Raw genomic sequence first — 26,760 nt, 5'->3', positions numbered from 1 at the left:
TCCGAAGTAGCTCAGTTGGTAGTAGCACCTGACTGTTAATCAGGTTGTCGCAGGTTCGAGTCCTGCCTTCGGAGCCATTTTTTATTTGGGGAAGTACTCAAGAGGCTGAAGAGGCGCCCCTGCTAAGGGTGTAGGTCGGGTAACCGGCGCGAGGGTTCAAATCCCTCCTTCTCCGCCATTGGCCCGTTGGTCAAGTGGTTAAGACACCGCCCTTTCACGGCGGTAACACGGGTTCGAATCCCGTACGGGTCATACGAGATAAAGCAGTAGATGTTAACTTACATCTACTGCTTTTTTATGATTTTTTCGTTTGTTTTTGCTTGATAAGTTAAGAGCATAAAAAAATCCTTATACACCCTTCGATATAATCTTTCATATCGTTAATTTTTAATCATTGGTTCTGAATAAGCTACAAATACACTCGTAGCCGAATTATTCACTGTCATTTAGACAAATATTCCATGGTAAATCTCGATAATATTGGTATATCCTTTGGAATAACTCTAGCTTTCTTTTATAATAGAGGTTGAATAGAATTAGTAGGAGGTTATAAATATGAAGAAAAAGCAAAATAAATGGATTGTGAGCGCGGCATCTACAGCATTGGTTGCAGCAGCTGTTGTTCCTACTGCAAGTGCAGCCTCCTTTACAGATATTGCAAAGAGTGACCATAAAGAGGGGATTTTGGCATTAGCAGATGCAAAGATAGTTGGTGGATATACTGATGGCACATTTAGACCAAATTCTACCCTTACGCAAAGCAATGTTATTAAATTTTTAGGAAAATGGCTAGTATCAGAGCACTACCAAGTTCCTGCAGATTACAATAAAAAAGTACGCTTTACGGATATGCAGCCAGCAACTACAAAAGATAAAGAATTACTGCAATATGCAGCGCTTATCTATGATAATGGTATAACCAAAGGTACTAACAACAAGTTAATGCCTTCAGCGAATATTACACGTGAACAAATGGCCTCTTATTTGGTAAAAGCGATTGAGACAGTTTATGATATTGATTTAATTGCAAAGTATAAAGAAGAAAACCATAAATCCTCTATTACGGACTTAAAAAATGCAGCAGTAGAGAATCGTGAAGCTATTATTGCCCTTGAGTATGCAAAGATTACTAATGTTAAAACATTTAATCCTAAAAGCACACTAACACGTGGTCAATTTGCATCCTTTTTACATCGTACTATGACCAATATTAAAGAGATGATAAAAGTTCCTGAGGTGCCATTACTTATCCAAACAGTGAAAGTAGTAGATGCGACTACACTACAGGTAACGCTAACAGACGGGACAAGCCATAAGGTAACATTAGCAACGCCACTTATTGAAAATGTGGAAACAAAGGTGGATTTTAAAATTAATGATAAATCCTATTCAGCTGTTGTTACAAATGAAGTCAATGAACTGAAGGTAATATCAGTGGAGGGAATTAATGGCTCTCAAATTAAAGTTGCTTTTAACCTAGCAATTGACCCACTTTCTGTATTAAAAACAGATGGTAAACTACAGGATAATATTGCAGCTTTCTCTAATGTGGATACATTAAGATCATTATCCATTGTGAAAGCAGAAATAAGTGCTGATAAAAAATCAATCATCTTTACAGTCAATGAGCCATTAAAAGGCACACATCGTTATGTACTTAACAACATTAAATCAGAAAAAGGTCTACTACTTAAACAAGTAGATGCGAATTTTGTCACTGCTGGGGATACACAACCCCCTACTATTTTGGGAACTACGCAAGGAAACAACTCTTCAATCGTAAAAGTGCAGTTTTCTGAGCCAATGGCTGCATTTCCAAATGAACGCATTCAATTCACGTTACCAAATGGAACAAGGGTGATGAATGTAGTGGGAAGCATTGAGCAAAACGCTACTGAAGCAACCTTTGATTTATCAGCTGCAACAGTGAATGGTGGTTATTTGGCACCTGGTGCAGCTATGCAGATTACATTTGTAGCAGCAACAGATTTAGCAGGAAATATCATTTCACCAAATCCAGCTACTATCTCAGTGAAAAAAGGGGATAGAGATGGTATTCCGCCAGCGCTATCCACTGTCACACAAACGGGTCCAAATACATTCCAGTTATTGTTTTCAGAGGAGATTCAACCACTTAATGTATATGATTTATCCATTAAAAGTGGACAGACTTCATTCACCATCAATAAGGTTGAGAAAGATCCTAAAAATGGTCGTTTAGTCAATGTAACGGTAGATCCAAGGAATATACTTCAGGGAATTACTACTATTGGGACGGCTACTGGTCGCGTTATTACTGATTTATCAGGTGAAACAGCAACTTTCTCAACAGTGTATAATTTTATCAGAGATGATAAAGCACCTGCTTTAACCAATTCAGAAATTGTTTATGAAGATAATGTAGAATATTTACAATTAACTTTTGATAAGCCTGTACAGTTAGGAGCTTATGCAAAAGCAGCATTTACTGGAAGCTATATGAATAACCATATTTTATATGAACTTTCAAGAGGACCTCAAAGTGATATTCATATAGTAAAAGATCAACCTACAAAACTACGTGTTAAGATAGCAGGATTACTTGGCCCTTATGATGCAAAGGGAGCTCTTTATGATGGTAAATTGACTTTATTTAACGTAACAAATTTATATGGTGTACCTATCACTGAAGTACAAAATGGTAAATTTTCGCGTAATGGTGATTTGAATATTAATAACAATAAACTTTTATTATTGCCGAATAATGGGATTCAAACATCTGCAACAGATAATTCGATTAGAGATAATAATATTGTGTATCTAAATTTCAATTATCCTGTTGATGCAGCACTTGCTCAAAACATTCAAAATTATAGCATTGATAATGCGCTGATTGAAAGTGCAATTGTAGAGGGCTCCAATTTAAATCGTATTAAGCTCACGTTGAAAAAGGATTCCAATTATTTTACTGGAGCTCGAAATATAACAATTAAAGGCTTAAGAGCAGCGAACTCTATGGAGTCATTCGATGAGGTGCGTACATTAATTACTCTTAATGAAAATATTGCACCAAAGATTCAAACTATTAATGTTAACAATTCACAAACATTAGAGCTTATTTTCAGTGAGCCAGTCAAGAATGGTGGTACTATGGATTTTGATATTCTTGTAAATGGTAATTCAGTAGCAGCTACAACTACTTATACACAAGATAATAGAGTCCTAATTACAATACCTCAAAGTGGGTTTGAATACGGTAGAAATGTGACAATTCTAGCTTCACCTAGAAATACGCTTACAGATTATAGTGGGAATAAGTTGGATTTCACTTCGCAGTCAATTATAGTGCAAAGATAATTTGTTTTTTCCCAGCAAATCTACCTAAAGTTGAATACTAAAATGCAGTAGATATCAATTTTATCTACTGCATTTTTTATGAAAATCATGTGATATTTATTAATGTGAGATAAACGGAGATTTATGTATAAACTGAGGATCGTCTAGATGTTTAATAATAAAGGCGGCTATATCCTGATTTGTAATTTTTGTGCCAGGCATATCTGTTTGGCCTACTTTTATAGACTTAGATGTTAAACTATCTTTTACAAAGGGTAATCTAAAAAGTGTCCATTTAATATTTTTATTGTTAGATAAAATTTTCCACTCCAATTTTTTATCTTCCATCATCTTAGGAAAGAGAACTTCAAATAACTTCGCTCCAACACGATTCAACAGGCTCTTTTTGTCTCCATCAATTGTTAAAGAACCACCCGATACACCTATATAGCGGTTAATGTTCAAATCCTGCATCACATCAAGAATAGTTGTAGTGACTTTGCTATAGATTGGATCATCTTTCGCTGGCTGCCCAAATGTATTTATGACAATATTACAGTCTTTGAACAGCTCTCGAATAGTATTTATATCCTGTATCTGACCTTTCACAATGTCCATCTTTTCATTTTTATACGATATTTTTTCAGGATTTCTCGCAAGCATCCGAACGTAATATCCTTGCTGTATAGCTTCCATTGCTAAATGTTTTCCCACTCTCCCCGTTCCACCAATGATTGCTATTTTTTTATAATTTCCCATTTTGTAACCTCCAATTAAGTCTAATAGTATGTTTACGTTTTAGACTTATATTGGTTTCAAATAACTTCCAATGGATATTTTAAAAATATCTATTGACCTTAACGCTACGTAAAGGTTTACAGTAACATTAAAGGGAGGTGAGAAAATGGAATATACAATTCAAGAGCTTGCGCAAATGTCAGGCGTGAGTACTAGAACGCTTCGTTATTATGATGAAATTGGATTATTGAAACCAGGGCGTACGAATGATGCAGGCTATCGATTTTATGGGCAGTTTGAGGTTGATATGCTACAGCAGATTTTATTTTATAGAGCTTTAGATATGAAGTTGGCTACAATCCAACAAATTATTCAAGCATCTGATTTTCAGCCAAAAGAGGCACTTGAAACGCATCGTGCCGCTTTACTTAAGCGGAGGGAGCAGCTTGAACAAATATTACAAACAGTGGAGAGAACTATACAATCAATTGAGGAGGAAAGACCAATGACAAATGAGGAGAAATTTATTGGATTTAAAGAAAAGTTAATTGAAAAGAATGAAAAGCAATACGGTCAAGAAATTCGTGCAAAATATGGGGATGATCAAGTGGATGCTTCAAATGCAAAGCTAATGAATATGACAGAGGAGCAGTATCAGGCAATGCAGCAACTAGAACAGCAGCTTTTTGATCGTTTAAAAGAAGCGATGGAAATCGGAGATACAAATAATGATGTGGCAATGGAGGTAGCAGAGCTTCATAAGCGGTGGTTATGCTTTTCATGGTCACAATATTCCAAAGAGGCTCATGTGGGAATTGCTCAAATGTATACGGCGGATGAACGCTTTACAGCCTATTATGATGAACGCATTACTGGAGGAGCCGCACAATTTTTACACGATGCCATTATTCATTATACAAAAAGATAAGTTAAAGCCTCCTCATACTTGTATGTTTTAGAAATAGTAATTTAGGAAAAAATGAGGGTATGAGGAGGAGATTCTTTTGAACCCACAAGCAATGGAAAAATTAAAAAAGCAATTAGAGCAGGAATTACAGGAGATAGAAAAGCGGCTTGATGAATCGGAGCGACCACAGGCCACAGAGCTCTCTAATTATGATAATCATCCAGCTGACAATGCGAGTGATTTAACGGATCAGCTAACGGAAATGGCAATTGATGAGCACCGGGGTGACGATGCAGAGGAAATAAAGCGGGCACTTCAAGCGATGGAGGAAGGAACATATGGTAAATGCGCTGTATGTGGGGAAGAGATTCCGATTGGTCGCTTAGAGGCAGTGCCAAAAGTAGTAACATGTGTTGAACATGCGGAACAAAAAGCTGACGGTTTAAGGCCAGTAGAAGAAGACGTGTTGTCTGCTAATTCAAAATCGGATGATTTCCTAGAGCTTGAGGAATTTGGCTCTTCTGATACACCACAAGATAAAAGTTTGTAAGAATTTCAACCCTAAAGCAGTATAATAGCTGTATGGGGTGATAATATGGATATAATTGATTTACATTGTGATGCATTATGGAAATTAACTACGTTAGAAAATGTAAAATTTGAAGATGATGTACAGTTGGCTACAAATCGGGGAAGATTACAATTAGGGCAAGTAAAGGCACAAGTTTTTGCTATTTTTATTAATCCTAAAGTTCCTCAAAACGAGCAGTTTTTAGAAGTGGTGCGTCAAATTGAAGCCTTTCATACGCATGTATTGCAAACGGAGGGCATGGTGCATATTACGGATTGGTCACAATTGGACACTTTAGCTCCACATGAAATTGGCGCTATTCTAAGCTTAGAAGGCTGTAGTCCAATTGGTGAGGATTTAACAAAGCTTTCTCTAGTATTAGATGCAGGGGTAAAGCTTGTTGGCCTAACATGGAATGAAGAAAATGCAGTAGCACACGGTGCTGAACAGGATGCAAGCCTTGGATTAAAACCATTTGGTAAAGAGGTTATAAACTTGCTAAATGAGCGAGATATTATTATCGATGTCTCTCATTTAAATGAACAAAGCTTTTGGGATGTGCTGCCATTAGCGAAGCATATCATCGCTAGTCATAGTAATGCACGTGCCCTTTGTGACCATCCACGAAATTTAACGGATGCACAAGTAAAGGCTTTAGTAGAGCATGGCGGACATATTCATTTAGTCTACTTTCCTTCATTTATCGGTGAAAATGCTACAATGGATGATTTAGTAGCGCATGTCAAACATTTAGCCAATATAGTAGGAATAGACCATCTTGGACTAGGTTCTGACTTCGATGGGATAGATGCTACGATAAATGGATTATCACATGCTGGAGAGGCACAAAATTTACTAGAGGCTTTAGGTGAATATTTTTCAATCGAGGAAGTTCGTGGTATTGCAAGCCAGAATTTTCGACGCTATGTAAAAAATGCAGCAACCCGTTAAGGTGCTGCATTTTCTTTTTTCAGCAGTTAATGCTAATAAAAGAAATAATGAATTAATAAACCGATTCCTAAGAGGAAGCCAAAGAATGTATTGGTTTGGGCTGTAAATTTCATGGCAGGCATTACTTCCTTTGCTTCTTTTTTATCGCGGAAAATTTGAATCGCACGAAGAGGCTTTGGTACACATAAGAAAATAAGTAAAGCCCAAAACGTAATACCGTCAATGGCTACAAGAGCGATTACCCATAGGAATGAGATAATAAAAAAGCCAGATAGTACAGAAATTGCCCGATCTCGGCCTACTAAAATAGCAAGTGTTTTTCGACCTCCCTCTGTATCGCCTACTATATCACGGATATTGTTGGATAGCATGATAGCACCAACTAAGATCATACTCGGTACAGATAGCAAAACAGCATCAAATGTCACTGTAAGCGTTTGAATATAAAAGGCGATTAAAACAATTCCCATTCCCATTACGGCACCTGAAACAATTTCTCCAAAAGGTGAATAGGCAATAGGATATGGACCTCCTGTATATAAAAATCCAATAAGCATACAAACGAGGCCAACAGCAGCTAGCCACCAAGAGGTAGAGGCACATATGTAAATGCCAAGTAGCATTGCGATTGCATAAAAGCTTAATGCGATGGTCATGATTGTTTTTGGCTGAACCCCATGACGAACAATGGTTCCACCAATACCAACGGAATGCTCATTATCTAATCCTAGCTTGTAATCGTAATATTCATTGAACATATTTGTTGCTGCTTGTATAAGCATACTTGCAATGAGCATAGCAAAAAATAGTCCAAAATCAATTGTTTGTTTTTCAATCGCTAGTGCAATTGCTGTTCCTAAAAATACTGGAACGAACGAAGCGGTTAAAGTATGTGGACGTGTTAAATGCCACCAAACTTTAAAACCCCTATCAGCTTCAATGACTTTGGTCATAAGGTCTTTCTCTCCTTCAAATGTTGTCGACTCTTCTTATTTTAAACGAAGAATGAGAAAATGGGTAGGTTCACAGCTTATTACATACTGTTTACTGAAAAAAAGTGATACAATAGAACATGCATTTATGAGCTGGAGATAATATATGTATTTTATAGCAATCGTACGAAAAAAAGAATCGTCTTACATAGTACGACGAATTTTTAAACGAATCAAGTAAAGGCTGGTAGACGTCATGAATGTTTTTGTGTGCAAAAAAAGAGGGTTAGAAGAAATGATGGACTTTGACCCACATTGCAAAACCAAGCACAAGCAAACATTACACACATTGTCTCTGAAAAGATAGAGAAACAGTTACAATGCCAAACATGATTGTTGATGTACATTGCAACAACGGAGGTAATTTTCATGCAACAGAAGTGGTACCAAGCCACAGAAGTAGAAGTGGACTCTTTGGGCCAAAGCCTTCATTTTTATATGGAAACAATTGAAGTTAGTCGCTTATCTGCGCTAGCATTTTTTGCAGCAGGCGAAGGTAATTATAAAGGTGAACGATTTTATTGGCAAAATAGAGAAAAAACAATGACATTAGTAGGGCTAGGACATGCCTATACGATTCAGAATAACGCCAAAAATGATCGCTATGATGCTGTAGAAGCAGAATGGAAGAACTTAACAAAGAACTGTATGAAGGGGAAGGGCGAGCTACAGCCAATTTTGTTTGGTGGCTTTACATTTGATCCGCAAAATAATGTAGATGGAGAATGGACCAACTTTCCAGAGGCTTATTTTGCACTTGCCACATATCAGCTTGTTATCCGAGATGACAAAGCCTATGTCAGCATTCATCTTATTACAAAGAAAGAGCAGGCTGAGGATCAATTTGAAGCGTTACGTAAAGAGAGAGATCACCTAATTCATGCTGCTCAGGTAAAAGAAGTGAAAACGTATTCAAAGCCTGAAATTACAAGTTATTACGAACCTTATAAGGATCCGTATCTTGCATCCATTGACCAAGTGACAGCACTGATTAAACAAAAAAAGGCAGATAAAGTGGTGATCGCACGTTCCCTTGCATTGCAATTCAAAGAGCAAGTTTCTTCACCTCAAGTACTGTCACAGATTATTCATGAACAGCCTGAGAGTTATTTATTTGGTTTAGAGCGTCAGGATCTATTGTTTTTTGGTGCGTCACCTGAACGACTAGTAAAGGTAGAAAATGGACGTGCCTTTTCATCTTGTATTGCTGGCTCCATCAAACGGGGAAAGACAGCAGAAGAAGATGAAGCTTATGGTCAAAGCCTATTAAATGACCCGAAAAATGTGGGCGAGCATCAATATGTGGTTGACATGATTGCGGACACATTCCGTAGAAATTGTGTCGATATGAGGATACCTGATCGCCCTCGCCTCTTAAAAATAAGAGATATACAACATCTATACACACCCGTTGAAGGGCAGTTAAATAGTGAGGCTACGATTTTACAGCTGACAAAGTCCTTACATCCTACTCCTGCTCTAGGCGGTGTTCCCAGAACTGAGGCGATGGCAGCGATACGTAAATATGAGCCTATGAATCGAGGCCTTTATGCTGGGCCGATTGGTTGGGTAGATGCGGAAGGCAACGGGGAATTTGCAGTAGCCATACGTTCGGCTGCTTTACTGAAAGATAAAGCTTACTTATATGCTGGTGGCGGAATAGTTGCAGATTCAGAGCCACAATCTGAATATGAGGAAACATTAGTGAAATTCCGTCCAATGCTACGTGCGTTAGGAGGACATGTAAATGAATGAAAGGGAGATTTTAACAGAATACGTTTATCAGATGGTGGCAGCTCTTGTACAAGCTGGTGTAGAGAATGTTGTAGTTAGTCCAGGTTCTCGCTCAACACCTTTGGCTTATGCCTTTGCTTCAACAAAACAGCTTCATATTTATCGCCAGGTAGATGAACGATCTGCTGCCTTTTTCGCATTGGGAATTGCAAAGGCTACAACAAAGCCTGTAGTACTATTATGTACATCTGGAACAGCTGCGGCAAACTATTTTCCGGCCATTGTGGAAGCGAGTTATGCTCGTGTACCACTAATTGTTATTACGGCAGATCGTCCACATGAATTACGAGAGGTTGGGGCACCGCAAGCGATAAATCAGCCAAATTTATATGGTTCACATGTCAAATGGAGTGTAGATTTCCCATTAGCAGATAATGCTGCACCAACATTACCGTTTATCGAGCGCCATATCGCACGAGCAGTAGCCATTGCCACAAGTGCACCATTTGGACCAGTGCATATTAATGTCCCATTCAGGGAGCCGTTATTAATTGATTTTCGAGATGAGTTACCAGAACCAGCATTTAAACAAAGTAGGATGGCTCAATTAATCCCTTCAAAGATAGCTCAGCAGGAATTATCTTCGATTTTACGAGCATCCGAACGAGGCTTTGTTATTATTGGGGAGCTGCCACTCGGTACGGATTTAACAATTATGTGGGATTTTGTTCGCCAGTTAAAATGGCCAGTTATCGTCGAGAGTCTATCAAATATGCGTACTTCAGTACCAGAGGATTGTTTACCTTATATTATTACAACTTATGATGCTATTATGAAGAGTGATGAGTTTAAAGCGCTTGTAAAACCTGATACAGTACTTCGCTTCGGTGCACAGCCTGTTTCTAAATTTATCATGCAGTTTATTACAAATTCCAAGCCAAACGCTTATATTGTTGTTGATGAAGATCCGATGTTCCGGGACGCTACTAGTGTATCTACTCATTTTATTCATGCAGAGTTAGGAGAATGGCTGACGAATTTAGACATCTCTGATACAGCACTAGATGCACAATATTTAGCTGAATGGCAGGATGCCAATGATATAGCGCTTGAATATATTGAGCACTATTCCGAAGCTGCTGTCGATGAGGGAGCAATGGTAAGCCGATTATTAAGGTTTATTCCAAATGGTAGTGATATTTTTGTGAGCAGTAGTATGCCTGTGCGTGATATTGATACGTTTTTAATGGCAACACCAAAAGACATTCGTATCATTGCAAATCGTGGAACAAATGGTATTGATGGTGTCGTGTCAACAGCAATGGGATTTAGTCAGGGGAATAACCGTGAAACCTATCTACTTATTGGTGATTTAGCCTTTTTACATGATATCAATGGTCTTATTGCATCAAGGTACCAAGAATGTAATCTAACCATTATCGTAATGAACAATGATGGCGGTGGTATTTTCTCTTATTTACCACAATCCACTGTAGATGCACATTATGAAGATTTATTTGGTACACCAACTGCCCTTGAATTCAATGATATTGCTCAGATGTATGATATGGACTATATCCATGTAGAAGATATTTCGGAGCTTTCTGAGAAGTTTGCAACAGTAAAAACACGTCCATTGCGCTTACTTGAAATTTTCACAGATAGAGAAGAAAATGTTTATGCGCATCGGGCACTTTGGAATCGCATTAATGCGGGGTTAAAAGCATGGCAAAGCTAATGATTCGAGGACTTGAAACATATGTTGAAATCTGGAACGAGAGAGCACAGCAAACGCTCGTCGCCCTACATGGTTTTACAGGTAGTACGGCTACATGGCGAAATCTGGCGAAAGCTCTGCCGCATATACGAGTGATAGCAATTGATTGTATTGGACATGGTCAAACAGCAGTACCAAAGGAAATCAGTCGTTTCTCCATGGATGAGCAAATTCAAGATTTAGAGGAAGTAATTAGCCAGCTACAGCTAGAGCAATTTACACTGTTAGGCTATTCAATGGGAGGGAGAATCGCATTATCTTATGCAATCGCCTACCCTGAGCGAATCAAAAGGCTTATCTTAGAAAGCGCTTCTCCAGGCTTACGAACTTCACAAGAGCGTTCTGAACGCTGTGTGAGAGATAACGAACTAGCTGAAAAAATAATTCACAATGGATTACAATCATTCGTCAATGCATGGGAGAACATCCCTTTGTTTGAATCCCAAAAATCTTTACCAGACAATGTAAGACAAATGGTTAGGACAGAACGCCTTTCTCAGAAGGTGGAGGGCTTGGCTGGAAGCTTACGAGGTATAGGAACAGGTAATCAGCCATCAAATTGGATGTCATTAGCACAGCTTGAGTTTCCTGTCCTTTTAATAACGGGCACTCTAGATGAAAAGTTTTGTAAAATTGCACAAGAAATGAAAGCGTTATTAAAAAATGTTAAGCATACGACAGTAAATAACGCTGGACATGCAATTCATGTGGAAAATCCCGCTGAGTTTGCTACAATAATAGAGGAGTATTTAACGTAATCATTTCGCCATGGCGTTTGGTTTTTGAATTGTGCCTGCACAATTTAAAAGCCGTGATATCCGCCTGGGGTCTATCTTTATTCAGTAGGTGTTTGGACACTTACCAAAATCGCATTCCTCTCACCATCTGTAGAGGTGGGTGGGTGAATGAAGATAAATTTACGTTAGTGCCTTGATAATAAACGAGGATTATATTGATTAGGAGGCAATTCAATGACACGTCAATGGACTACTTTACATACTTATGAAGACATTAAGTATGAATTTTATAACGGTATCGCAAAAGTTACGATTAACCGTCCAGAAGTTCGCAATGCATTCCGACCAAAAACGGTAATGGAAATGATTGATGCTTTTTCACGTGCACGTGATGACAAAAATGTTGGAGTGATCATTTTAACTGGTGAAGGTGAACATGCTTTCTGCTCAGGTGGAGATCAAAAAGTTCGTGGTCATGGTGGCTATGTTGGAGAAGATGAAATCCCACGTCTAAACGTTCTTGACTTACAACGTTTAATCCGTGTAATTCCAAAACCTGTAGTGGCAATGGTTGCAGGCTATGCAATCGGTGGAGGGCATGTATTACATGTTGTCTGTGACTTAACAATTGCTGCTGACAATGCACGTTTTGGACAAACTGGACCAAAAGTTGGTTCCTTTGATGCTGGTTATGGCTCAGGCTATCTTGCACGTATTATTGGTCATAAAAAGGCACGTGAAATTTGGTATTTATGTCGTCAGTATGATGCACAGCAAGCACTTGATATGGGATTAGTAAACACAGTTGTTCCTTATGAGCAATTAGAGGACGAAACTGTACAATGGTGCGAAGAAATGCTACAAATGTCACCGACTGCTCTACGCTTCCTAAAAGCAGCTATGAATGCAGATACAGACGGTTTAGCAGGTCTTCAACAAATGGCTGGTGATGCTACGCTTCTTTATTACACAACGGATGAAGCAAAAGAAGGTCGTGACGCATTTAAAGAGAAGCGCCAACCAGACTTCGGTCAATTCCCAAGATTCCCTTGATTAAATGAAGGATTGAACAGCTCGTATCTAATTAAAGATACGAGCTTTTTCTTTGTAGAATGGATGGAGTGACGGATAGACTCAGCTAATTGATGGATAGAATGGACAAATTGGTTGTTTGGTCGCTCTAATTGAGGGATTGGCGACCAAAATTGACGGATAGAATGAATGGACCCGTTCAAATAGACGGATGATGCTAGAAAGCGGTAAGATAAAGAGTGATAGGAGGGACAACAAGATGTTTCCAAATTGGATTTTACAGCGAGCAAATTTAACACCATTGCGAAACGCTTTAACCTATAAAGAACAAACATGGACATTTCAACAATTAAATGAATTATCCATTCAGCGTGCCAGACAACTTACAGCCCTTGGTATCAAGCAAGGAGACCGTATTGCGATAATGGGACCAAGCAAGCCGGAACTTGTTATTATGATCTATGCATGTATGCATTTACAGTGTGAAATGGTCATGCTAAATCGTAGGCTATCTCAGGCTGAAATAGCCTATCAGCTAGAGGATTCCGAGGCAGTGGTTATATTAATTGCAGACGAAGATTTTGAAAAACTACCTTCACATGCACCCCACCTTTTATTTTCTGCTATCGAAAAAGGGAATGAAGCCTCTATTGAGATTTCAAAAGAATGGTCCTTACATCAAACAACTTCTATTATGTATACTTCCGGTACGACAGGCTTTCCAAAGGGGGTTCGTCAAACGGTTGGCAATCATCAAGCAAGTGCAACATCTTCTGTTCTTAATATAGGGTTGCAAGCTGATGATACTTGGCTATGTGCTGTACCCTTATTCCATATTAGTGGTTTTTCTATTTTAGTGCGCTCACTTTTATATGGCAATAAAGTTCATTTATATGATTATTTTGATGTAGAGGCTATTTCACAAAATATTATCGATGGCGATGTCACACATATGTCAGTGGTCGCTGTAACCTTAGAAAGAATTCTACATACACTTGAGCAGCGAAATGCGCAAGCCTCATCACGATTTAAACTGATGTTAGCAGGGGGGGGACCTGTACCAGTTGATTATTTAAAGAGAGCCAACGCATTACATTTGGCAGTAGCTCAAACGTATGGCATGACAGAAACCTCGTCACAGACAGCAACCTTAGCAAGCGAGGATGCGATGTTTAAAATAGGTTCAGCAGGAAAGCCTTTATTTTTTAATCAAATTCGAATTGCTGAGCCGAATTTAAGTGGTGAAGGCGAAATTTGTATACGTGGTCCACATGTTACCCCAGGCTATATTGGCCGTTTTGCACAAAAAAGTGCAACTGTTGATGGCTGGCTATATACAGGAGATATTGGTTATTTAGATGATGAGGGGTATTTATTTGTCATTGATCGTCGGGCAGATTTAATTATCTCTGGTGGTGAAAATATTTATCCTGCTGAAATTGAAAACATACTTCTTACACATCCTGCGGTGAAGGAAGCGGGCGTCTGTGGCATTGATGATGAGGAGTGGGGACAGGTTCCAATTGCCTTTGTTGTTTTAAAAGAGCAAATACAGATCGATCAATTATTAGCATTTTGTCAAAAATTCCTTGCTAGATATAAAATACCAAAAAAAATTATCATTACAGATAAACTTCCTCGTAATGGTGCGAACAAACTACTACGCAGAAAGTTAAAGCAATAACCTAAAAAGGATCCTTCCGCTTGAACTGAAAAAGTCGATTTGCCACAAAAAATGTGCTGCAAATCGACTTTTTTTAGTTTCAATGCCTCCCATTTGTGTAGGCCTCTTTTATTTGTGGTAAAAATCCATTTTATTTATATGCTTTAAGAATTAAATGAATTATTTATTAACATAATAAGGAATGTTAGGCATAAACTATTTAGTAAAGGAGAATGGCTCATATGAGAAAATATATATATAATGCTGTCATTATAGTATTTGTTCTACAAATGAGTCATGTGCAAGTATTCGCAAACTATGAACATAAAAAAATGGCAACAGCTAATTCAATAGAGACACTACAAAATCTTATTCAATACGAAGTCATGCAGTTATCTACTAATTTTGATATTCGATATAGTGGTGACACATCAAACATTAAAGATGAACTATCTGATCTTATCAAACAAGCAATCAAAGATCCATATATATATGCCAATATTTCTAGTTTTAAATGGAAGTATGATGGCTATGCCAATAATATTGTCATTAGCTTTGAGTTTACGTATCATATTACACCCACAGAAGAAGCGTTTGTTGAACAGACTTTGAAAAATATTATTGCGCCTATGTATGGATTAACTGAATTGCAGAAGTTACAGGCTGCACATGATTTTATTGTTTTATCGGCCGAGTATTCAAAGGAAACAACCGGAAGTCAATATTCTCCCTATACATTATTAACGGAAAATAAGGGAGTATGTCAGGCGTATGCACTTGTACTTTATCGGATGTTAGAGATGTTAGACTTTGAGGTGCAATACGTACCAGGTAATGTTGGTGAACAGCTACATGCCTGGGTTTTAGTGAAGCTTGAAAATGATTGGTATCATATTGATGTGACATGGGATGATCCATTGCCCGATCGCAAAGGCGAGGTGCGTTACCAATATTTTTTAGTTTCTGATCGCCAACTGGCACAGGATCACTCGTGGGATTATGCTAGTTTTCCAGCAGCTAAAAGTGAAGCTTATGTTGATTTGCAACGCACCAGTAAGGTGGAGGAACTACCAAGACAAATACGAAATAATGACTTCTCTCTTAATAAGGGGAAAATTGTAATCGATAATAATCAAAATCATTTAAAGAGCTTGCTAGTAAAGCCCACAAAATTAAAAATGACCAAGGAAAATGAGGAAACAGTTCAGGTACTTCTTCAAGACGTCGGGCTATCCATTTTTATTGAAGACAGTATCTTGCAGATGAAGAATTGGCAAAAGAAAACCTATGAAGCTGTTAACACAACAGAGAGCTGGCTAACAAGTATTGATAGAATAGAAAAACGAATGCCACAAGAAAAATACGTCATACTAAAGGAGGTGTCCCATAAGATTTTAGGGGCACCTCCTTCTTCATTTATTTCTCTGTACTTAGAGCTGTTTTTAATGTTTGTATATTTTTATTCATCAGTGTAAAGTAAGTTTCTTTATTTTTAACATCATCTGCTGTTAAAACACTTAGATTATGCAGGACAAGGGATTTTGCACCCACTTCTTTTTGGATAACCTCAGCTAATTTAGAGGAAACGTTTTGCTCAAATAAAATGTAATGAATGTGTAGATCATTTGCTTTATCGACAATCGCTGTAAGCTCTTTTTGAGATGGTTCATTTTGTGAATTCAAACCGGCGATTGGCATTTGTGTTAAGCCATATTGACCAGCAATATAGCCAAAGGCAGCGTGGGATACGAAGAAAGTCTTTTCTGGTGCCTTATCAGCCATCGCTTTAAAGGATTGATCTAATTCCTGTAGTTCCTTCACTAATGCTTCATAATTTGCTGTAAATGTAGCTTCTTGTTCTGGCATTTTTTCAATTAAAGTATCTTTAATGGAAAGGGCTAAATCCTGACTGATAATAGGGGATAGCCAAACATGAGGATCTACATTCCCATGATCATGATCGTCATGTCCATGTTCATCCTCAGAATGACTGTGCTCTTCTTCCGTTGCTGCATGATCATGATCTTCTTCATCAGCATGTGTGTGACCAGTGCTAATCGCTAATTTTTCATCTGAAACATGATCGGCAGTTGCAATCATAGTTACGTCTTCTTTAGCAAGCGTTTTTTTGGCATTTTCTACAAAGCCTTCTAATCCTAAACCAACATAGAAAAATAGATCGGCATCTGCTAGCTTCATCATATCTTTTTGAGTTGGCTCAAATGTGTGCTCATTGGCACCAGCCGGATAGATAGAAGATACCTCAACAAAATCGCCACCAATTCGTTTAGTAAAATAACTTAAAGGATAAACCGTTGTATAAATAGTCATTTTCTCTTTACCCTCTGATTGTTTGGGGGATGTTGTTGATGATTTATCCCCACAGGCAGCGGTGAATAAAGCAAGAACAGTAACTAAAAACAATAAAAGTGCTTTTTTCATATTATTATATACCTCTTTCAAATAGTAATCATTACGATTTGTTTTTTAGAACAGTTATTATCATAACGCACATCTGAAAAAAGTACAAGAAAAAATGACCCTCGAAAATTAATTTTTTTTCGAAGGCCATTTTTCAGGAACTGGATCAAAGCCTCCAGGATGAAATGGATGACATTTTGATATACGTGTAATTGTTAAAAAAAATCCTTTGATGGCACCATGTTTTTGAAAGGCTTCAAGCCCATATGAGGAGCATGTGGGATAAAAGCGGCAGGATGGCGGCGTCATTGGTGAAATAAATTTTCTATAAAACTTTATGAGCCATATAAAGGGATATTTCATTGCTGCTGATCCTTTTGTTGCACATCGACTTGCTCAGGCTTAGCATCAATTGTTTGTGTTAAAAAGCTTCCTTTTTTCTTTAAAAGGACAATGACTGATACGCCGAACATAAGCATCATCATGGCAATCATAATTATTATTGGTAATGGTACCCCCATAGTGTTCACTCCAAATTCATTTAATAGTATTAAGTATAAAAGAATTGTATAGAAAAATGTACTAATTGAATTTATCCTCATTTTGTTGAAAGCTTTGTTTCGGCTTTTCATCGATTGTATGTTTAAAGGCATATGCGCGGTTGACACTGAGAATTGTAGCTGCCGTTATTATTATTACAATGATTACTGCCACAACTAAGAGCGTAATTAAACTCATGGCATTCACTCCATTTCCTATTCATCATTTTCTATTATAAGGTAGATACTCTTTTAAATTGTGAAGGAAGTTTGACATTCCAGCGAATAAAACAGCACTTTTACCACCATACTATGGTAAAAGGAGTGTTTTATAGAGATGGATCGCCAGCGAGTATATTTTTCATTAGCCGATAAAATGTATTATACAAACCCGCAAGCAGGACCGTGGAATTTTGAGCTTAATATAGACCGACAAGCATTGGATGTTTTTGAAAGAATCTTTCAGCAAATGCAACTGCTTGAAATTTCCAATGCCTGGCGTGCACAATTACCTTATTTGCAATATCACTTAGATCGAGAAAATGATGAAATAGATTTGCGATTAATGAAAATTTATGCGCTTATTCATGAATATGGGGATGAGGACACGAAGGCCTTTGTGGAACAGCTTCCTTACTTTAATAAACGTGTATAAAAGTAGAGGGTCACTTGAATTAGGTGACCCTCTTTACTTAACATATAGCTTTTAAAATAGTAAAAACAGCTTCTCTTGGTACAACAACAGGGATTGTAAGCTTGTCTTTTAGTGTATTTTTCATGGCGGTTGAGTAGCCCATGCAATCTAGGATAAGTAATTCAGCTCCATGTAATTGCAATTCTTTAGCCTTTAATAATAAATCCTGTTCATTAAAACGATAGGGGGAGCTGGCAGCGAAGGTCACATTAAATTGAGCCTTCTTCCATTTTTCTGCCACAGTCATTTGCTGCTCAGGCTCGGGCCCGATTAAACCAAGCGTTAAATCAGCATTCATCCCTTTTACTAAATAGGTCATTATACGATCAGGGAGCAAAAGATTCTTACCACTTAAGGAGTTAGTGAAATCACCTGTGCACATAAGTAAAATCCATGTAAATTCCTGAAGCTCATAAATCCGTTTTTGGATAAAAGGCATCAGCTTCCTTTTACTAAGTTTTACCTGATTACCTGTAGCAAGAAGAGTAACTAAAACATCTGAATCCTCTCTAGCAGGAGCTAGTGCTGCTATTTCTGAGGAAGTCAGTAAATCGAGAACACCGAATTCTGTTACATGTAAACCTGCATCTTTTAATTGTTGAATATCAGGAGCCATATCCTTGCGAGGTGCTTGTCCAATCGTTACAATTGCGATTTTTGACTTCGCCAATTTTCTTCACTCCGCTTCGTAATATTTTTTACCATTGACATAGGTTTGTAGTACTTTTGCTTCCGTTTCAAAAATGGGATGAGACCATACGACAAAATCTGCATCTTTGCCTACCTCTAAAGAGCCAATTCGATGATCGAGCTGTACAAGCATAGCCGCATGAATGGTGATACTTTTTAATGCTGTTTCTTCATCCAAACCATAGCGAATGGCTTCAGACGCACAATACTTCAAATATTGAATAGGTACAAATGGATGATCAGTCATAATAGCAAATGGAATAGCATGCTCTTTAAAAATTTTTGCGATTGCCGGTGTTGAATTGCGAGTTTCATATTTTGATGGTGTAAGCATATAAGGTCCTACGGTTGCATTAAATCCACTAGCCTTTACAGCATCAACGATCATATGTCCCTCTGTACAATGTTCTAGATGTAGCTGAACATTAAATTCCTTTGCAATACGAATCGCTGTCATAATATCATCTGCTCGGTGACAGTGAAGGCGAAGGGGCATTTCTCCTCGTAGCACCTCGATGAAAGGTCGCAGCTCCAAATTATGCTTGACATGCTCCGATTTTTCTTCTTCACTTAAGCGAGTGGCACGTTGAAAACCATCACGCAGCAATTGAGCAATGGCCATACGCGTCATAGGCTTACGCTTATACTGATTACCGAAAACATTTTTAGGATTTTCACCTAATGCACCCTTTAACCCACTGCGCTCAACAAGTATCCTTGAAGCAAGTGTTGGTCCCGCGGTTTTTAAAATGCTCCAAATACCACCGATAACATTGGCACTGCCTGGACCTGTTTGTACAGTCGTGACGCCACCTTCCAGAGCATGCTGAAACGAGAAGTGTCGAATGTCCACACTATCTAAAGCATGCATTAGGGGTGTAAAGGGTTCACTATATTCATTGGCATCGTTAATATCCTCCGTAACCTCTGCCCATGTACCAACATGCGCATGAATATCGATTAAACCTGGTGTAACAAATGCACCATGTAAATCTATTTTTTCAGCATTGTCAGGGATTTCTTTGGCTGGTCCGGTATACACAATGCGACCATCATCTATCCATAGCTGTTCGAAAGTATCATTCTGTTCATTGACGGCTACAAATTTTGCATTATGGAAAATGATCATATTATACCCTCTTTCCATGAATATTCTTTCTTTCCTTTAATAAAAGTAGCAACCACTTTTGCATCTAAATCTAATGGATGCTTATTCCAAACAACAAAGTCAGCTAATAGCCCATCTTTAATGGACCCTGTTAGATGCTCTATTCCAAGTAAAGTTGCTGCACCTGTCGTTAATGCATAGAGAGCATCCTGACGAGGTAATTTCTCTCGAACTGCTAAACATGCCTCTAATGCTAGATGAGTTGTGCTGCTTACCGGGTGGTCTGTACAAAAGACAAATGGAATTTCACATGCAGCTAATTGTGAATATAACTTTGGTGAAAGTGCCATCATTTCATTATGCTCAATATAACGGAAGGTAGGACCTGCGATCACTGTATTAAAGGATGCTCCCTCAAGCAGTGGAGTTTCAGTACCATGAATTATATGAAATTCAAAAGGGAACTCTTGTTGAAGGCGAGCAATCAGCTCAATATCAACAGCTTTATGTGCTCGAACCAAAATTTTGCGAATCTGCGGCTCTTGTTCTTGGATTTGTTGGAGCGTTTCTCTCATAATTTTGGCAATGCCCATACGTGTAAGTGGTTTTTTCTGCGCTGCAAAAAATGTGCTTTTGGCATTTTGACCGATTGAGAAGGAATAGCCGAAATCTTTTTTAATCACCATTTCATCAACAGTGGAAGGTGTATGGTGTATGATAGCCGTTTTTGCACCAACCAAGCTTTTAGGAGAGGGGACAATATGCGAGGCAGTTATGCCATGTGAAAGGGCATTTTTAAACGCTGTATCAAAGGGATAGATGCCATCAATAACTGAATATTGTAGATGTGATTCAAACTCAAAGCTGTCATCGCCCTCCCAGCGTATGCCAATTTCAGCTAACCCAATTTGTGAGCAGCTATCGATAAGACCTGGTGTAATGTAAAAACCGTGAAGATCGATTTCCGTTTCAGCCGTATTTAATTGTGTGAAATATTGTCCATGTACTTCAAAATCAGTATTTTCAAAACTACGAGTCTCAGAATTGAAAACAAGACCATTTATATAACGAGTCATCGTCTGCGCTCCCTTTCCTATGAATAGAAAAGCGGAGACTAATCATCTCCACTTTTCATGTTAAATTATTTTGAAATTGAAACGTTCGTCCCGTTAGGGTGTACAATTTGTACGGAGTTATCTGCAGAAACCTCAAAGCCTTTTACCTTTTTATTCACGCCAGCTACCGTTTGTGTAGCCTCTAATTCAATACGAGGAACATCAGCTAAAATTAATTTTAAAGCTTCTTGATATAATTTTGCACGTTCTTCTTGGACAACTGTTTCCGATACCGCACGTTCTAATAATTTATCCACCTCTGGATTGCTATAGCCCTTCCCATTACCTAAAGCACCAATTTGATTTGTGTGGAATAATTGGTATAGGAAGAAGTATGGATCTGGATACCATGTCCAGCCACCAATATTCATGGATGCTTTTCCTTTAGCAACTGTATCACTGTAAGTTCCCCACTCAAGAACCTTGATATCTACATCAATGTTTAAGTTTTTCTTTAATTGGCTTTGGAAAATAGTTGCGTAAGGAACACGTGCCTCAGATACAAAAATTTCTGTTTTAAAGCCATCTGGATATCCAGCTTCAGCTAATAACTTTTTAGCTTCCTCAGGATTATATTTTGGTACTAAGTCAATTAAAGCTTTATCATAGCCCCATGAACCTGGAGGCAGAGGTAAATAAGAAACATCGCCACCACCCCATTGGTTAACACCAGTGATAATTTCCTCTACATTTGTTGCCATATAGATAGCTTCACGTACACGCTTATCTGCCGTTGGACCTACCTTGTTATTAAGATCAAGGTAAACAATCGATAAGCCAGGATTTGTTAAAAGCTCAAAATTGCTATCTTGGTTAATAATTTCACGATTTTGGCCTTTTACATCCATTGCGATATCGATATCTCCTGAACGTAATGCATTTGTCATCATGTTTTGATCAGAAATAAATTTCATTGTTACATTATCAAGATGAGGTTTTTCACCCCAGTAACCTTCATTGCGGACTAGCTTTACTTCTTGGTCTTTTTTCCATTCAGTTAATTGGAATGGACCTGTTCCGATGAAATGCTCAGAGAAACTGTCTCCCCAGCCCTCAACCTCTTCTTTTGGGATAATGATGTTACCTGCATCTGTTAACATAGCAAGTAATGCGGCATTTGGAGATGCTAAATGAATCTCAACCTCATAATCAGAAATTACTTTTACCTCTGTTACGCCACTTAGACGATTCATTGCAGATTCTTTTGCGGAGCGCTCTAACGAATATTTTACGTCCTCCGCAGTCATATCACGACCGTCTTGATATTTCCCTTTTTGGAACTTTACTCCCTCACGTAACTTGAATGTATAAACTAACATATCGTCTGATACTTTCCATTCCGTAGCTAAGGAAGGAATGATATCTGATAAATCCTTGTTATAAACAACTAAAGTATCACCCATTTGACGCATTACCTGTGATTCGTAAACCCCAGTGTATTTAATGGGATCAAAAGTTTTAGAATTTGCCGAAAGTCCGATATTTAACGTTCCACCTGATGTAGCTTCGCCTTCTTTTTCTTCTGATGTATTCTTCTTATCAGAGTTACCACCACACGCTGCTAAAATCCCAATCATTAAAGTTAAAAACAGTAGTAGTACAGATTTTTTTACGTTTGTTTTCTTCATACATGCTAGCCTCCTTATATTTTGTTTCACAATATGAACCGTTGATTCAAAAATGGTAGGTTCGAAATAAAAGTAGCACATTTGTAAACAGAAAGTAAATAAAAAATTATAAAGATTCAGAAAAAAATATATTTACAAATAATTATCACTAGGTGTAGTATTTAGTTATTCACAATATGAACCACTGATTCTAATAATGAAAAGGAGGTCTTGAAAAATGGGCTCATTTATTTTAAAAAGGTTAATAAACCTTATCCCGACACTGCTAGTAGTTGGAATCATCGTATTTATTATTACGAGAATGATTCCAGGTGATCCGGCATCTGTTATGTTAGGTCCTCAAGCAAGTGTGGAAGATGTAGAGAATTTAAGGGAAGAGTTAGGGTTAAATAAATCGATCCCATCACAATTTATTTCCTATGTAGCAGACCTAGCGCAGCTTAATCTGGGTTATTCATATTCTTATAGTGAATCTGTCATTGGGCTCATTATAGAAAGATTTCCGAATACAGTGATATTAGCTCTGGCAGCGCTTCTAATTGCAGTAGTCATTGGGATTCCCGCAGGAATATTAGCAGCAAGAAAGCAAAATACAATAATAGATTATGTAGTCATGCTTATATCCTTAGTGGGTGTCTCGATGCCAATCTTTTGGCTAGGAATTATGCTAGTGTTATTCTTTAGCGTTAATCTGGGATGGCTACCTGCAACAGGAATGGGAAATTTAGATGATGGACTTTGGCCATATATCAAACATTTACTGTTGCCAGCATTTGCACTAGCTACTATACCGATGGCGACATTTGCTCGTATAACACGTTCGAGTATGCTGGAAGTTATTTCACAGGATTATATTAAAACTGCACGTTCTAAAGGTATTAAGGAATATTTAGTTATCGGTAAACATGCATTTAAAAATGCATTAACGCCTATTTTAACTGTCCTAGGTATGCAAATCTCAAATTTACTAGGCGGTGCAGTATTAACTGAAACGATTTTTAGTTGGCCGGGTATGGGGCGACTTATTGTAGACGCGATTGATAAGCGTGACTTTGTCGTTGTACAGGGGACAGTTATTTTTATTGCCTTCATCTTTGTCCTTATTAATTTAATCGTGGATGTTTTATATAAAGTCGTAAATCCAAAAGTAAATCTTGAATCGGATGGGGGGAAAAAGTAACGATGGCACAAGTAATTGTAAATGACAACAAAAAGCAAAATACATTATTACGAAAATTGTTAAAAAATAAATTAGCAACAATTGGCTTAATTATTGTAATGCTGATGACCATTGTAGCCATTTTTGCTCCGCTTATTGCGACCCATCCACCAAATGAAATGACTGTTGGTAAATCATTTTTACCAATGAATACAGATGGACATTTACTTGGTACAGATAACTATGGTCGAGATTTGTTTAGTCGTTTAGTGTATGGTACGCGCATTTCAATGGTTGTTGGTGTTGCGGCTGTACTCTTTGGGGCAGTATTTGGGACATTACTTGGATTAGTTGCAGGCTATTTTGGTGGGCGTTTAGATTCTATCATTATGCGGACAATGGATGGTCTGTTTGCTTTTCCATTTATTTTATTAGCTATTACATTAATGACAGTGCTAGGTCAAGGATTAGTAAACGTTATCGTAGCCATTGGTATTGCCAATATACCAGGGTTTGCACGATTGGTGCGTGGACAAGTGTTAAGCGTAAAAGAGGAGGAGTTTATTGAAGTAACTCATTCATTAGGTGCTACACATACACGTATTATTTTTAGTCATATTTTACCAAACTGTCTTGCGCCGTTAATTGTCTACGGCACAATGAGTACGGCTGGGGCCATTATTTCTGAGGCAGCGCTTAGCTTTTTAGGCTTAGGTATACAACCACCTACTGCTTCATGGGGCAGTATTCTGAAGGATGGTAAGGATTTTCTAGTGTTGAATCCTCAAATGGCAACATTCTCTGGAATTTGTATTTTACTAACAGTGCTAGGTATTAATCTATTAGGTGATGGGTTACGTGACGCATTAGATCCAAAAATGAAAGTTTGATAGGGAAGGGGGTGGCATCATGACTGAACGTTTACTAGATGTTGAAAATTTAACGGTTGAATTTAAAAGTGGCGGCTCAACGATGAAAGCTGTAAATGGCGTAAATCTACAATTGAATAAAAAAGAAACACTTGGAATTGTAGGGGAATCAGGATCGGGAAAAAGTGTTACAGCTACAGCATTAATGCGTTTAATCCCATCTCCGCCAGGAAAAATTACAAATGGAAAAATTCACTTTAATGGGCGCGAGTTACTAGGAATTTCAGAAAAGGAAATGCGCAATGTGCGAGGCAATGAAATGTCGATGATTTTCCAGGACCCCATTACAAGCTTGAACCCAGTTCTTACAGTTGGCAATCAAATTATTGAGGTTATTCGTGCGCATGAAAGTTTATCCAAAAAAGAAGCCAATGAAAAAGCCGTTGATATGTTAAAAATGGTGGGGATTCCAGAGCCTGAAAAACGCCTAAAAATGTATCCTCATGAATTTTCAGGTGGTATGAGACAACGAGTTATGATAGCCATTGCACTAGCATGCAATCCTAAGCTGCTCATAGCAGATGAACCAACAACTGCACTAGATGTAACTGTGCAGGCACAGATTCTCGATTTAATGAAGAAGCTACAGCAGGAGCACGATACAGCTATTATTATGATTACTCATGATCTAGGCGTTGTATGGGAACTTTGTGACAAGGTAAATGTGATGTATGCAGGACGTACAGTAGAATCTACTACAACTAGGCAATTATATGAGCAATCTTTGCACCCCTATACATGGGGATTACTAGAATCACAAATTACGATGGGCACACAGGAGCAAAACAGGCTACCAGCGATTCCAGGTAGTCCACCTGATTTAACGATGCCACACAATGGCTGCCATTTTTCTTCTCGCTGTCCAATGGCAACAGATATTTGTCGTAGTAAAATACCAGAATTACAAGAGGTACGAGAAAACCATTTTGTGGCTTGCCATCTGCAATCGAAAGAGCAAATTGTAGAGCGTAAGGAGGGAATTTTTAATGCAGCAAAATAGAGAGCTGGTCTTGAAAGTAAGCAATTTGAAAAAGCATTTCCCTATTAAAAGTTCTATTCCTTTTAAAAAGACAACACAATTTGTAAAAGCGGTGGATGGTGTAAGCTTTGAATTATATAAAGGAGAAACATTAGGCATTGTTGGAGAATCTGGCTGCGGTAAATCAACGGTCGCACGTCTTATTAATCAATTAATTACCCCCACAGAAGGAATAGTTGAGTTTAACGGAACAAATTTAGCAAATTTAAATACAAAGGATATTCGTTCGGCACGAAAATCCATACAAATGGTATTTCAAAATCCATATGCCTCATTGGATCCTAGAAAAACGATTGAATATTTAATTGCTGAGCCACTTGCCATTCACCGTATTGGAGATGATGCCTCACGCAAAAAACGTGTCATTGAATTGCTGGAGACAGTTGGTTTAAGTGCCTATCATGCTAAGCGCTATCCACATGAATTTTCAGGTGGACAAAGGCAGCGCATTAATATTGCTCGTGCACTTGCATTAAATCCAGATATAGTTGTTTGTGATGAGCCAGTTTCAGCATTGGATGTATCTGTACAAGCACAGGTTATTAATTTATTGAAAGATTTACAGAAGGAATTTGGGCTAACCTATATTTTCATTTCACATGATTTAAATGTTGTCAATTATATGTGTGATCGGATTGCTGTAATGTACTTAGGGAAAATAGTAGAGATTGGCACGTATGAAGAGATATATGGAAATCCTCAACATCCATATACACAGGCTTTATTATCAGCAATTCCAAAGGATAATCCCTTTGATAATAAGGAGCGCATTATTTTAACTGGAGACGTTCCAAGTCCAGTCAATCCACCGAGCGGCTGTGCATTTCATAAACGTTGCCGATTCGCGACAGAAAAATGTGCACAAGTTCAGCCTACTCTAGATACAGTTACAGCAACACATCAGGTCTCTTGTCATTTATATAATGCTAATTAAGATAGCAGTAGCTTAGGGTATGCCTAAGAAAATACAACATGAAAAAAAAGCCTCATTAGCATTCATTTATTAGAAGCTTGGGAAAAC

General features: G+C 38.0%; 25 protein-coding genes and 3 tRNA genes. 18 read left to right on the top strand and 10 right to left on the bottom strand.

Going from position 1 to position 26,760, the window contains the following annotated elements; genetic code table 11:
* From AC2CGN_RS11465 to AC2CGN_RS11450, 4 genes are all read left to right on the top strand, one after another.
* Positions 1-77: transfer RNA gene (locus tag AC2CGN_RS11465), tRNA-Asn, on the top strand.
* Positions 78-87: 10 nt separating this feature from the next.
* Positions 88-178: transfer RNA gene (locus AC2CGN_RS11460), tRNA-Ser, on the top strand.
* A 2-nt stretch (positions 179-180) separates the two neighbouring features.
* Positions 181-252: transfer RNA gene (locus AC2CGN_RS11455), tRNA-Glu, on the top strand.
* A gap of 303 nt (positions 253-555) precedes the next feature.
* Positions 556-3,336, top strand: coding sequence for an S-layer homology domain-containing protein (locus AC2CGN_RS11450; protein WP_484513930.1), 2,781 nt, complete (start codon positions 556-558; stop codon positions 3,334-3,336).
* 99 nt (positions 3,337-3,435) lie between these two features.
* Here the strand turns inward: AC2CGN_RS11450 and AC2CGN_RS11445 are convergent, their stop codons facing one another.
* Complete coding sequence (locus AC2CGN_RS11445) at positions 3,436-4,074, bottom strand: NAD(P)H-binding protein (protein ID WP_429987875.1); 639 nt, start codon at positions 4,072-4,074, stop codon at positions 3,436-3,438.
* A gap of 145 nt (positions 4,075-4,219) precedes the next feature.
* Here AC2CGN_RS11445 and AC2CGN_RS11440 point away from each other — a divergent pair, with 145 nt between their 5' ends.
* The 3 genes from AC2CGN_RS11440 to AC2CGN_RS11430 all read left to right on the top strand — a co-directional run bounded on the left by AC2CGN_RS11440 (position 4,220) and on the right by AC2CGN_RS11430 (position 6,482).
* A complete protein-coding gene (locus AC2CGN_RS11440; protein ID WP_484513928.1) occupies positions 4,220-4,981 on the top strand; it encodes a MerR family transcriptional regulator in 762 nt (253 codons plus the stop codon).
* Positions 4,982-5,072: 91 nt separating this feature from the next.
* A complete protein-coding gene (locus tag AC2CGN_RS11435) occupies positions 5,073-5,510 on the top strand; it encodes a TraR/DksA C4-type zinc finger protein (RefSeq protein ID WP_484513938.1) in 438 nt (145 codons plus the stop codon).
* A 45-nt stretch (positions 5,511-5,555) separates the two neighbouring features.
* Positions 5,556-6,482, top strand: coding sequence for a dipeptidase (locus AC2CGN_RS11430; RefSeq protein WP_429985931.1), 927 nt, complete (start codon positions 5,556-5,558; stop codon positions 6,480-6,482).
* Between the two features lie 32 nt (positions 6,483-6,514).
* Here the strand turns inward: AC2CGN_RS11430 and AC2CGN_RS11425 are convergent, their stop codons facing one another.
* On the bottom strand, positions 6,515-7,435 hold the full coding sequence (locus AC2CGN_RS11425; RefSeq protein WP_286923418.1) for a 1,4-dihydroxy-2-naphthoate polyprenyltransferase: 921 nt from the start codon (positions 7,433-7,435) through the stop codon (positions 6,515-6,517).
* A 408-nt stretch (positions 7,436-7,843) separates the two neighbouring features.
* On the opposite strand from AC2CGN_RS11425, the gene AC2CGN_RS11420 reads away from it, so the two are divergent.
* From AC2CGN_RS11420 to AC2CGN_RS11395, 6 genes are all read left to right on the top strand, one after another.
* Positions 7,844-9,229 (top strand): isochorismate synthase, encoded by a 1,386-nt coding sequence (locus AC2CGN_RS11420; protein ID WP_484513925.1) that lies wholly within the window; start codon positions 7,844-7,846, stop codon positions 9,227-9,229.
* Positions 9,222-10,946, top strand: coding sequence for a 2-succinyl-5-enolpyruvyl-6-hydroxy-3-cyclohexene-1-carboxylic-acid synthase (menD, locus tag AC2CGN_RS11415; RefSeq protein WP_484513923.1), 1,725 nt, complete (start codon positions 9,222-9,224; stop codon positions 10,944-10,946). Before AC2CGN_RS11420 ends, menD begins: the two co-directional genes overlap by 8 nt.
* Complete coding sequence (menH, locus tag AC2CGN_RS11410; protein WP_484513921.1) at positions 10,934-11,743, top strand: 2-succinyl-6-hydroxy-2,4-cyclohexadiene-1-carboxylate synthase; 810 nt, start codon at positions 10,934-10,936, stop codon at positions 11,741-11,743. The genes menD and menH overlap by 13 nt, the downstream gene beginning before the upstream one ends.
* 213 nt (positions 11,744-11,956) lie before the next feature.
* Positions 11,957-12,775 carry a 1,4-dihydroxy-2-naphthoyl-CoA synthase gene (gene menB, locus AC2CGN_RS11405; protein ID WP_054771366.1) on the top strand — a complete coding sequence of 273 codons (819 nt, stop codon included), beginning with the start codon at positions 11,957-11,959 and terminating at the stop codon, positions 12,773-12,775.
* A gap of 238 nt (positions 12,776-13,013) precedes the next feature.
* The gene (locus AC2CGN_RS11400; protein ID WP_484513919.1) at positions 13,014-14,438 is read left to right on the top strand and encodes an o-succinylbenzoate--CoA ligase; all 1,425 of its coding nucleotides are present in this window, start codon (positions 13,014-13,016) and stop codon (positions 14,436-14,438) included.
* A gap of 221 nt (positions 14,439-14,659) precedes the next feature.
* On the top strand, positions 14,660-15,892 hold the full coding sequence (locus AC2CGN_RS11395; protein ID WP_429980036.1) for a transglutaminase domain-containing protein: 1,233 nt from the start codon (positions 14,660-14,662) through the stop codon (positions 15,890-15,892).
* Here AC2CGN_RS11395 and AC2CGN_RS11390 read toward each other — a convergent pair.
* From AC2CGN_RS11390 to ytzI, 4 genes are all read right to left on the bottom strand, one after another.
* Positions 15,834-16,859, bottom strand: a complete 1,026-nt coding sequence (locus tag AC2CGN_RS11390) for a metal ABC transporter solute-binding protein, Zn/Mn family (RefSeq protein WP_286923412.1) — start codon at positions 16,857-16,859, stop codon at positions 15,834-15,836. The two genes, AC2CGN_RS11395 and AC2CGN_RS11390, sit on opposite strands and share 59 nt — an antisense overlap.
* Before the next feature lie 108 nt (positions 16,860-16,967).
* Complete coding sequence (yidD, locus tag AC2CGN_RS11385; protein WP_054771367.1) at positions 16,968-17,201, bottom strand: membrane protein insertion efficiency factor YidD; 234 nt, start codon at positions 17,199-17,201, stop codon at positions 16,968-16,970.
* Complete coding sequence (locus tag AC2CGN_RS11380) at positions 17,198-17,359, bottom strand: hypothetical protein (protein ID WP_286923411.1); 162 nt, start codon at positions 17,357-17,359, stop codon at positions 17,198-17,200. Before AC2CGN_RS11380 ends, yidD begins: the two co-directional genes overlap by 4 nt.
* Before the next feature lie 61 nt (positions 17,360-17,420).
* Positions 17,421-17,576 carry a YtzI protein gene (ytzI, locus tag AC2CGN_RS11375; protein WP_429980034.1) on the bottom strand — a complete coding sequence of 52 codons (156 nt, stop codon included), beginning with the start codon at positions 17,574-17,576 and terminating at the stop codon, positions 17,421-17,423.
* 138 nt (positions 17,577-17,714) lie between these two features.
* On the opposite strand from ytzI, the gene AC2CGN_RS11370 reads away from it, so the two are divergent.
* Complete coding sequence (locus AC2CGN_RS11370) at positions 17,715-18,032, top strand: transposase (RefSeq protein WP_283869262.1); 318 nt, start codon at positions 17,715-17,717, stop codon at positions 18,030-18,032.
* Positions 18,033-18,069: 37 nt separating this feature from the next.
* On the opposite strand, the gene AC2CGN_RS11365 is transcribed toward AC2CGN_RS11370, so the two are convergent.
* From AC2CGN_RS11365 to AC2CGN_RS11350, 4 genes are all read right to left on the bottom strand, one after another.
* Entirely contained in the window at positions 18,070-18,741 is a 672-nt protein-coding gene (locus AC2CGN_RS11365; protein WP_484513915.1) for an AroM family protein, read from the bottom strand.
* A 6-nt stretch (positions 18,742-18,747) separates the two neighbouring features.
* A complete protein-coding gene (locus AC2CGN_RS11360; RefSeq protein ID WP_484513913.1) occupies positions 18,748-19,890 on the bottom strand; it encodes an amidohydrolase in 1,143 nt (380 codons plus the stop codon).
* Complete coding sequence (locus AC2CGN_RS11355; RefSeq protein WP_484513911.1) at positions 19,887-20,945, bottom strand: amidohydrolase family protein; 1,059 nt, start codon at positions 20,943-20,945, stop codon at positions 19,887-19,889. Before AC2CGN_RS11355 ends, AC2CGN_RS11360 begins: the two co-directional genes overlap by 4 nt.
* Positions 20,946-21,010: 65 nt before the next feature.
* Positions 21,011-22,612 (bottom strand): ABC transporter substrate-binding protein, encoded by a 1,602-nt coding sequence (locus tag AC2CGN_RS11350; RefSeq protein ID WP_286923405.1) that lies wholly within the window; start codon positions 22,610-22,612, stop codon positions 21,011-21,013.
* 217 nt (positions 22,613-22,829) lie between these two features.
* Between AC2CGN_RS11350 and AC2CGN_RS11345 the strand changes: the two genes are divergently transcribed.
* Genes AC2CGN_RS11345 through AC2CGN_RS11330 form a run of 4 tightly spaced genes read left to right on the top strand, consistent with a single transcriptional unit; the run spans position 22,830 to position 26,673 of the window.
* The gene (locus tag AC2CGN_RS11345) at positions 22,830-23,792 is read left to right on the top strand and encodes an ABC transporter permease (protein ID WP_283869258.1); all 963 of its coding nucleotides are present in this window, start codon (positions 22,830-22,832) and stop codon (positions 23,790-23,792) included.
* A gap of 2 nt (positions 23,793-23,794) precedes the next feature.
* Entirely contained in the window at positions 23,795-24,661 is an 867-nt protein-coding gene (locus AC2CGN_RS11340) for an ABC transporter permease (RefSeq protein ID WP_286923404.1), read from the top strand.
* A gap of 19 nt (positions 24,662-24,680) precedes the next feature.
* Positions 24,681-25,700, top strand: coding sequence for an ABC transporter ATP-binding protein (locus AC2CGN_RS11335; RefSeq protein WP_286923403.1), 1,020 nt, complete (start codon positions 24,681-24,683; stop codon positions 25,698-25,700).
* A complete protein-coding gene (locus AC2CGN_RS11330) occupies positions 25,687-26,673 on the top strand; it encodes an ABC transporter ATP-binding protein (RefSeq protein WP_286923402.1) in 987 nt (328 codons plus the stop codon). Before AC2CGN_RS11335 ends, AC2CGN_RS11330 begins: the two co-directional genes overlap by 14 nt.
* Positions 26,674-26,760 lie beyond the last annotated feature (87 nt).

The sequence above is a fragment of the Lysinibacillus sp. DFXJR4 genome (assembly GCF_057196045.1).
The sequence above is the reverse complement of the archived record's forward strand: the minus strand, read 5'-3'. Positions and strand labels throughout refer to the sequence as shown.

What these genes read in the sequence shown, in the direction of transcription:
- AC2CGN_RS11425 (WP_286923418.1), bottom strand. Translation starts at nt 7,435, where the DNA reads ATGACCAAAGTCATTGAAGCTGATAGGGGTTTTAAAGTTTGGTGGCAT.
- menD (WP_484513923.1), top strand. Translation starts at nt 9,222, where the DNA reads ATGAATGAAAGGGAGATTTTAACAGAATACGTTTATCAGATGGTGGCA.
- AC2CGN_RS11420 (WP_484513925.1), top strand. Translation starts at nt 7,844, where the DNA reads ATGCAACAGAAGTGGTACCAAGCCACAGAAGTAGAAGTGGACTCTTTG.
- AC2CGN_RS11430 (WP_429985931.1), top strand. Translation starts at nt 5,556, where the DNA reads ATGGATATAATTGATTTACATTGTGATGCATTATGGAAATTAACTACG.
- AC2CGN_RS11400 (WP_484513919.1), top strand. Translation starts at nt 13,014, where the DNA reads ATGTTTCCAAATTGGATTTTACAGCGAGCAAATTTAACACCATTGCGA.
- AC2CGN_RS11445 (WP_429987875.1), bottom strand. Translation starts at nt 4,074, where the DNA reads ATGGGAAATTATAAAAAAATAGCAATCATTGGTGGAACGGGGAGAGTG.
- AC2CGN_RS11390 (WP_286923412.1), bottom strand. Translation starts at nt 16,859, where the DNA reads ATGAAAAAAGCACTTTTATTGTTTTTAGTTACTGTTCTTGCTTTATTC.
- yidD (WP_054771367.1), bottom strand. Translation starts at nt 17,201, where the DNA reads ATGAAATATCCCTTTATATGGCTCATAAAGTTTTATAGAAAATTTATT.
- AC2CGN_RS11340 (WP_286923404.1), top strand. Translation starts at nt 23,795, where the DNA reads ATGGCACAAGTAATTGTAAATGACAACAAAAAGCAAAATACATTATTA.
- AC2CGN_RS11345 (WP_283869258.1), top strand. Translation starts at nt 22,830, where the DNA reads ATGGGCTCATTTATTTTAAAAAGGTTAATAAACCTTATCCCGACACTG.
- AC2CGN_RS11330 (WP_286923402.1), top strand. Translation starts at nt 25,687, where the DNA reads ATGCAGCAAAATAGAGAGCTGGTCTTGAAAGTAAGCAATTTGAAAAAG.
- AC2CGN_RS11370 (WP_283869262.1), top strand. Translation starts at nt 17,715, where the DNA reads ATGGATCGCCAGCGAGTATATTTTTCATTAGCCGATAAAATGTATTAT.
- AC2CGN_RS11380 (WP_286923411.1), bottom strand. Translation starts at nt 17,359, where the DNA reads ATGGGGGTACCATTACCAATAATAATTATGATTGCCATGATGATGCTT.
- AC2CGN_RS11355 (WP_484513911.1), bottom strand. Translation starts at nt 20,945, where the DNA reads ATGACTCGTTATATAAATGGTCTTGTTTTCAATTCTGAGACTCGTAGT.
- menH (WP_484513921.1), top strand. Translation starts at nt 10,934, where the DNA reads ATGGCAAAGCTAATGATTCGAGGACTTGAAACATATGTTGAAATCTGG.
- ytzI (WP_429980034.1), bottom strand. Translation starts at nt 17,576, where the DNA reads ATGAGTTTAATTACGCTCTTAGTTGTGGCAGTAATCATTGTAATAATA.
- AC2CGN_RS11335 (WP_286923403.1), top strand. Translation starts at nt 24,681, where the DNA reads ATGACTGAACGTTTACTAGATGTTGAAAATTTAACGGTTGAATTTAAA.
- AC2CGN_RS11440 (WP_484513928.1), top strand. Translation starts at nt 4,220, where the DNA reads ATGGAATATACAATTCAAGAGCTTGCGCAAATGTCAGGCGTGAGTACT.
- AC2CGN_RS11395 (WP_429980036.1), top strand. Translation starts at nt 14,660, where the DNA reads ATGAGAAAATATATATATAATGCTGTCATTATAGTATTTGTTCTACAA.
- menB (WP_054771366.1), top strand. Translation starts at nt 11,957, where the DNA reads ATGACACGTCAATGGACTACTTTACATACTTATGAAGACATTAAGTAT.
- AC2CGN_RS11360 (WP_484513913.1), bottom strand. Translation starts at nt 19,890, where the DNA reads ATGATCATTTTCCATAATGCAAAATTTGTAGCCGTCAATGAACAGAAT.
- AC2CGN_RS11435 (WP_484513938.1), top strand. Translation starts at nt 5,073, where the DNA reads ATGGAAAAATTAAAAAAGCAATTAGAGCAGGAATTACAGGAGATAGAA.
- AC2CGN_RS11450 (WP_484513930.1), top strand. Translation starts at nt 556, where the DNA reads ATGAAGAAAAAGCAAAATAAATGGATTGTGAGCGCGGCATCTACAGCA.
- AC2CGN_RS11350 (WP_286923405.1), bottom strand. Translation starts at nt 22,612, where the DNA reads ATGAAGAAAACAAACGTAAAAAAATCTGTACTACTACTGTTTTTAACT.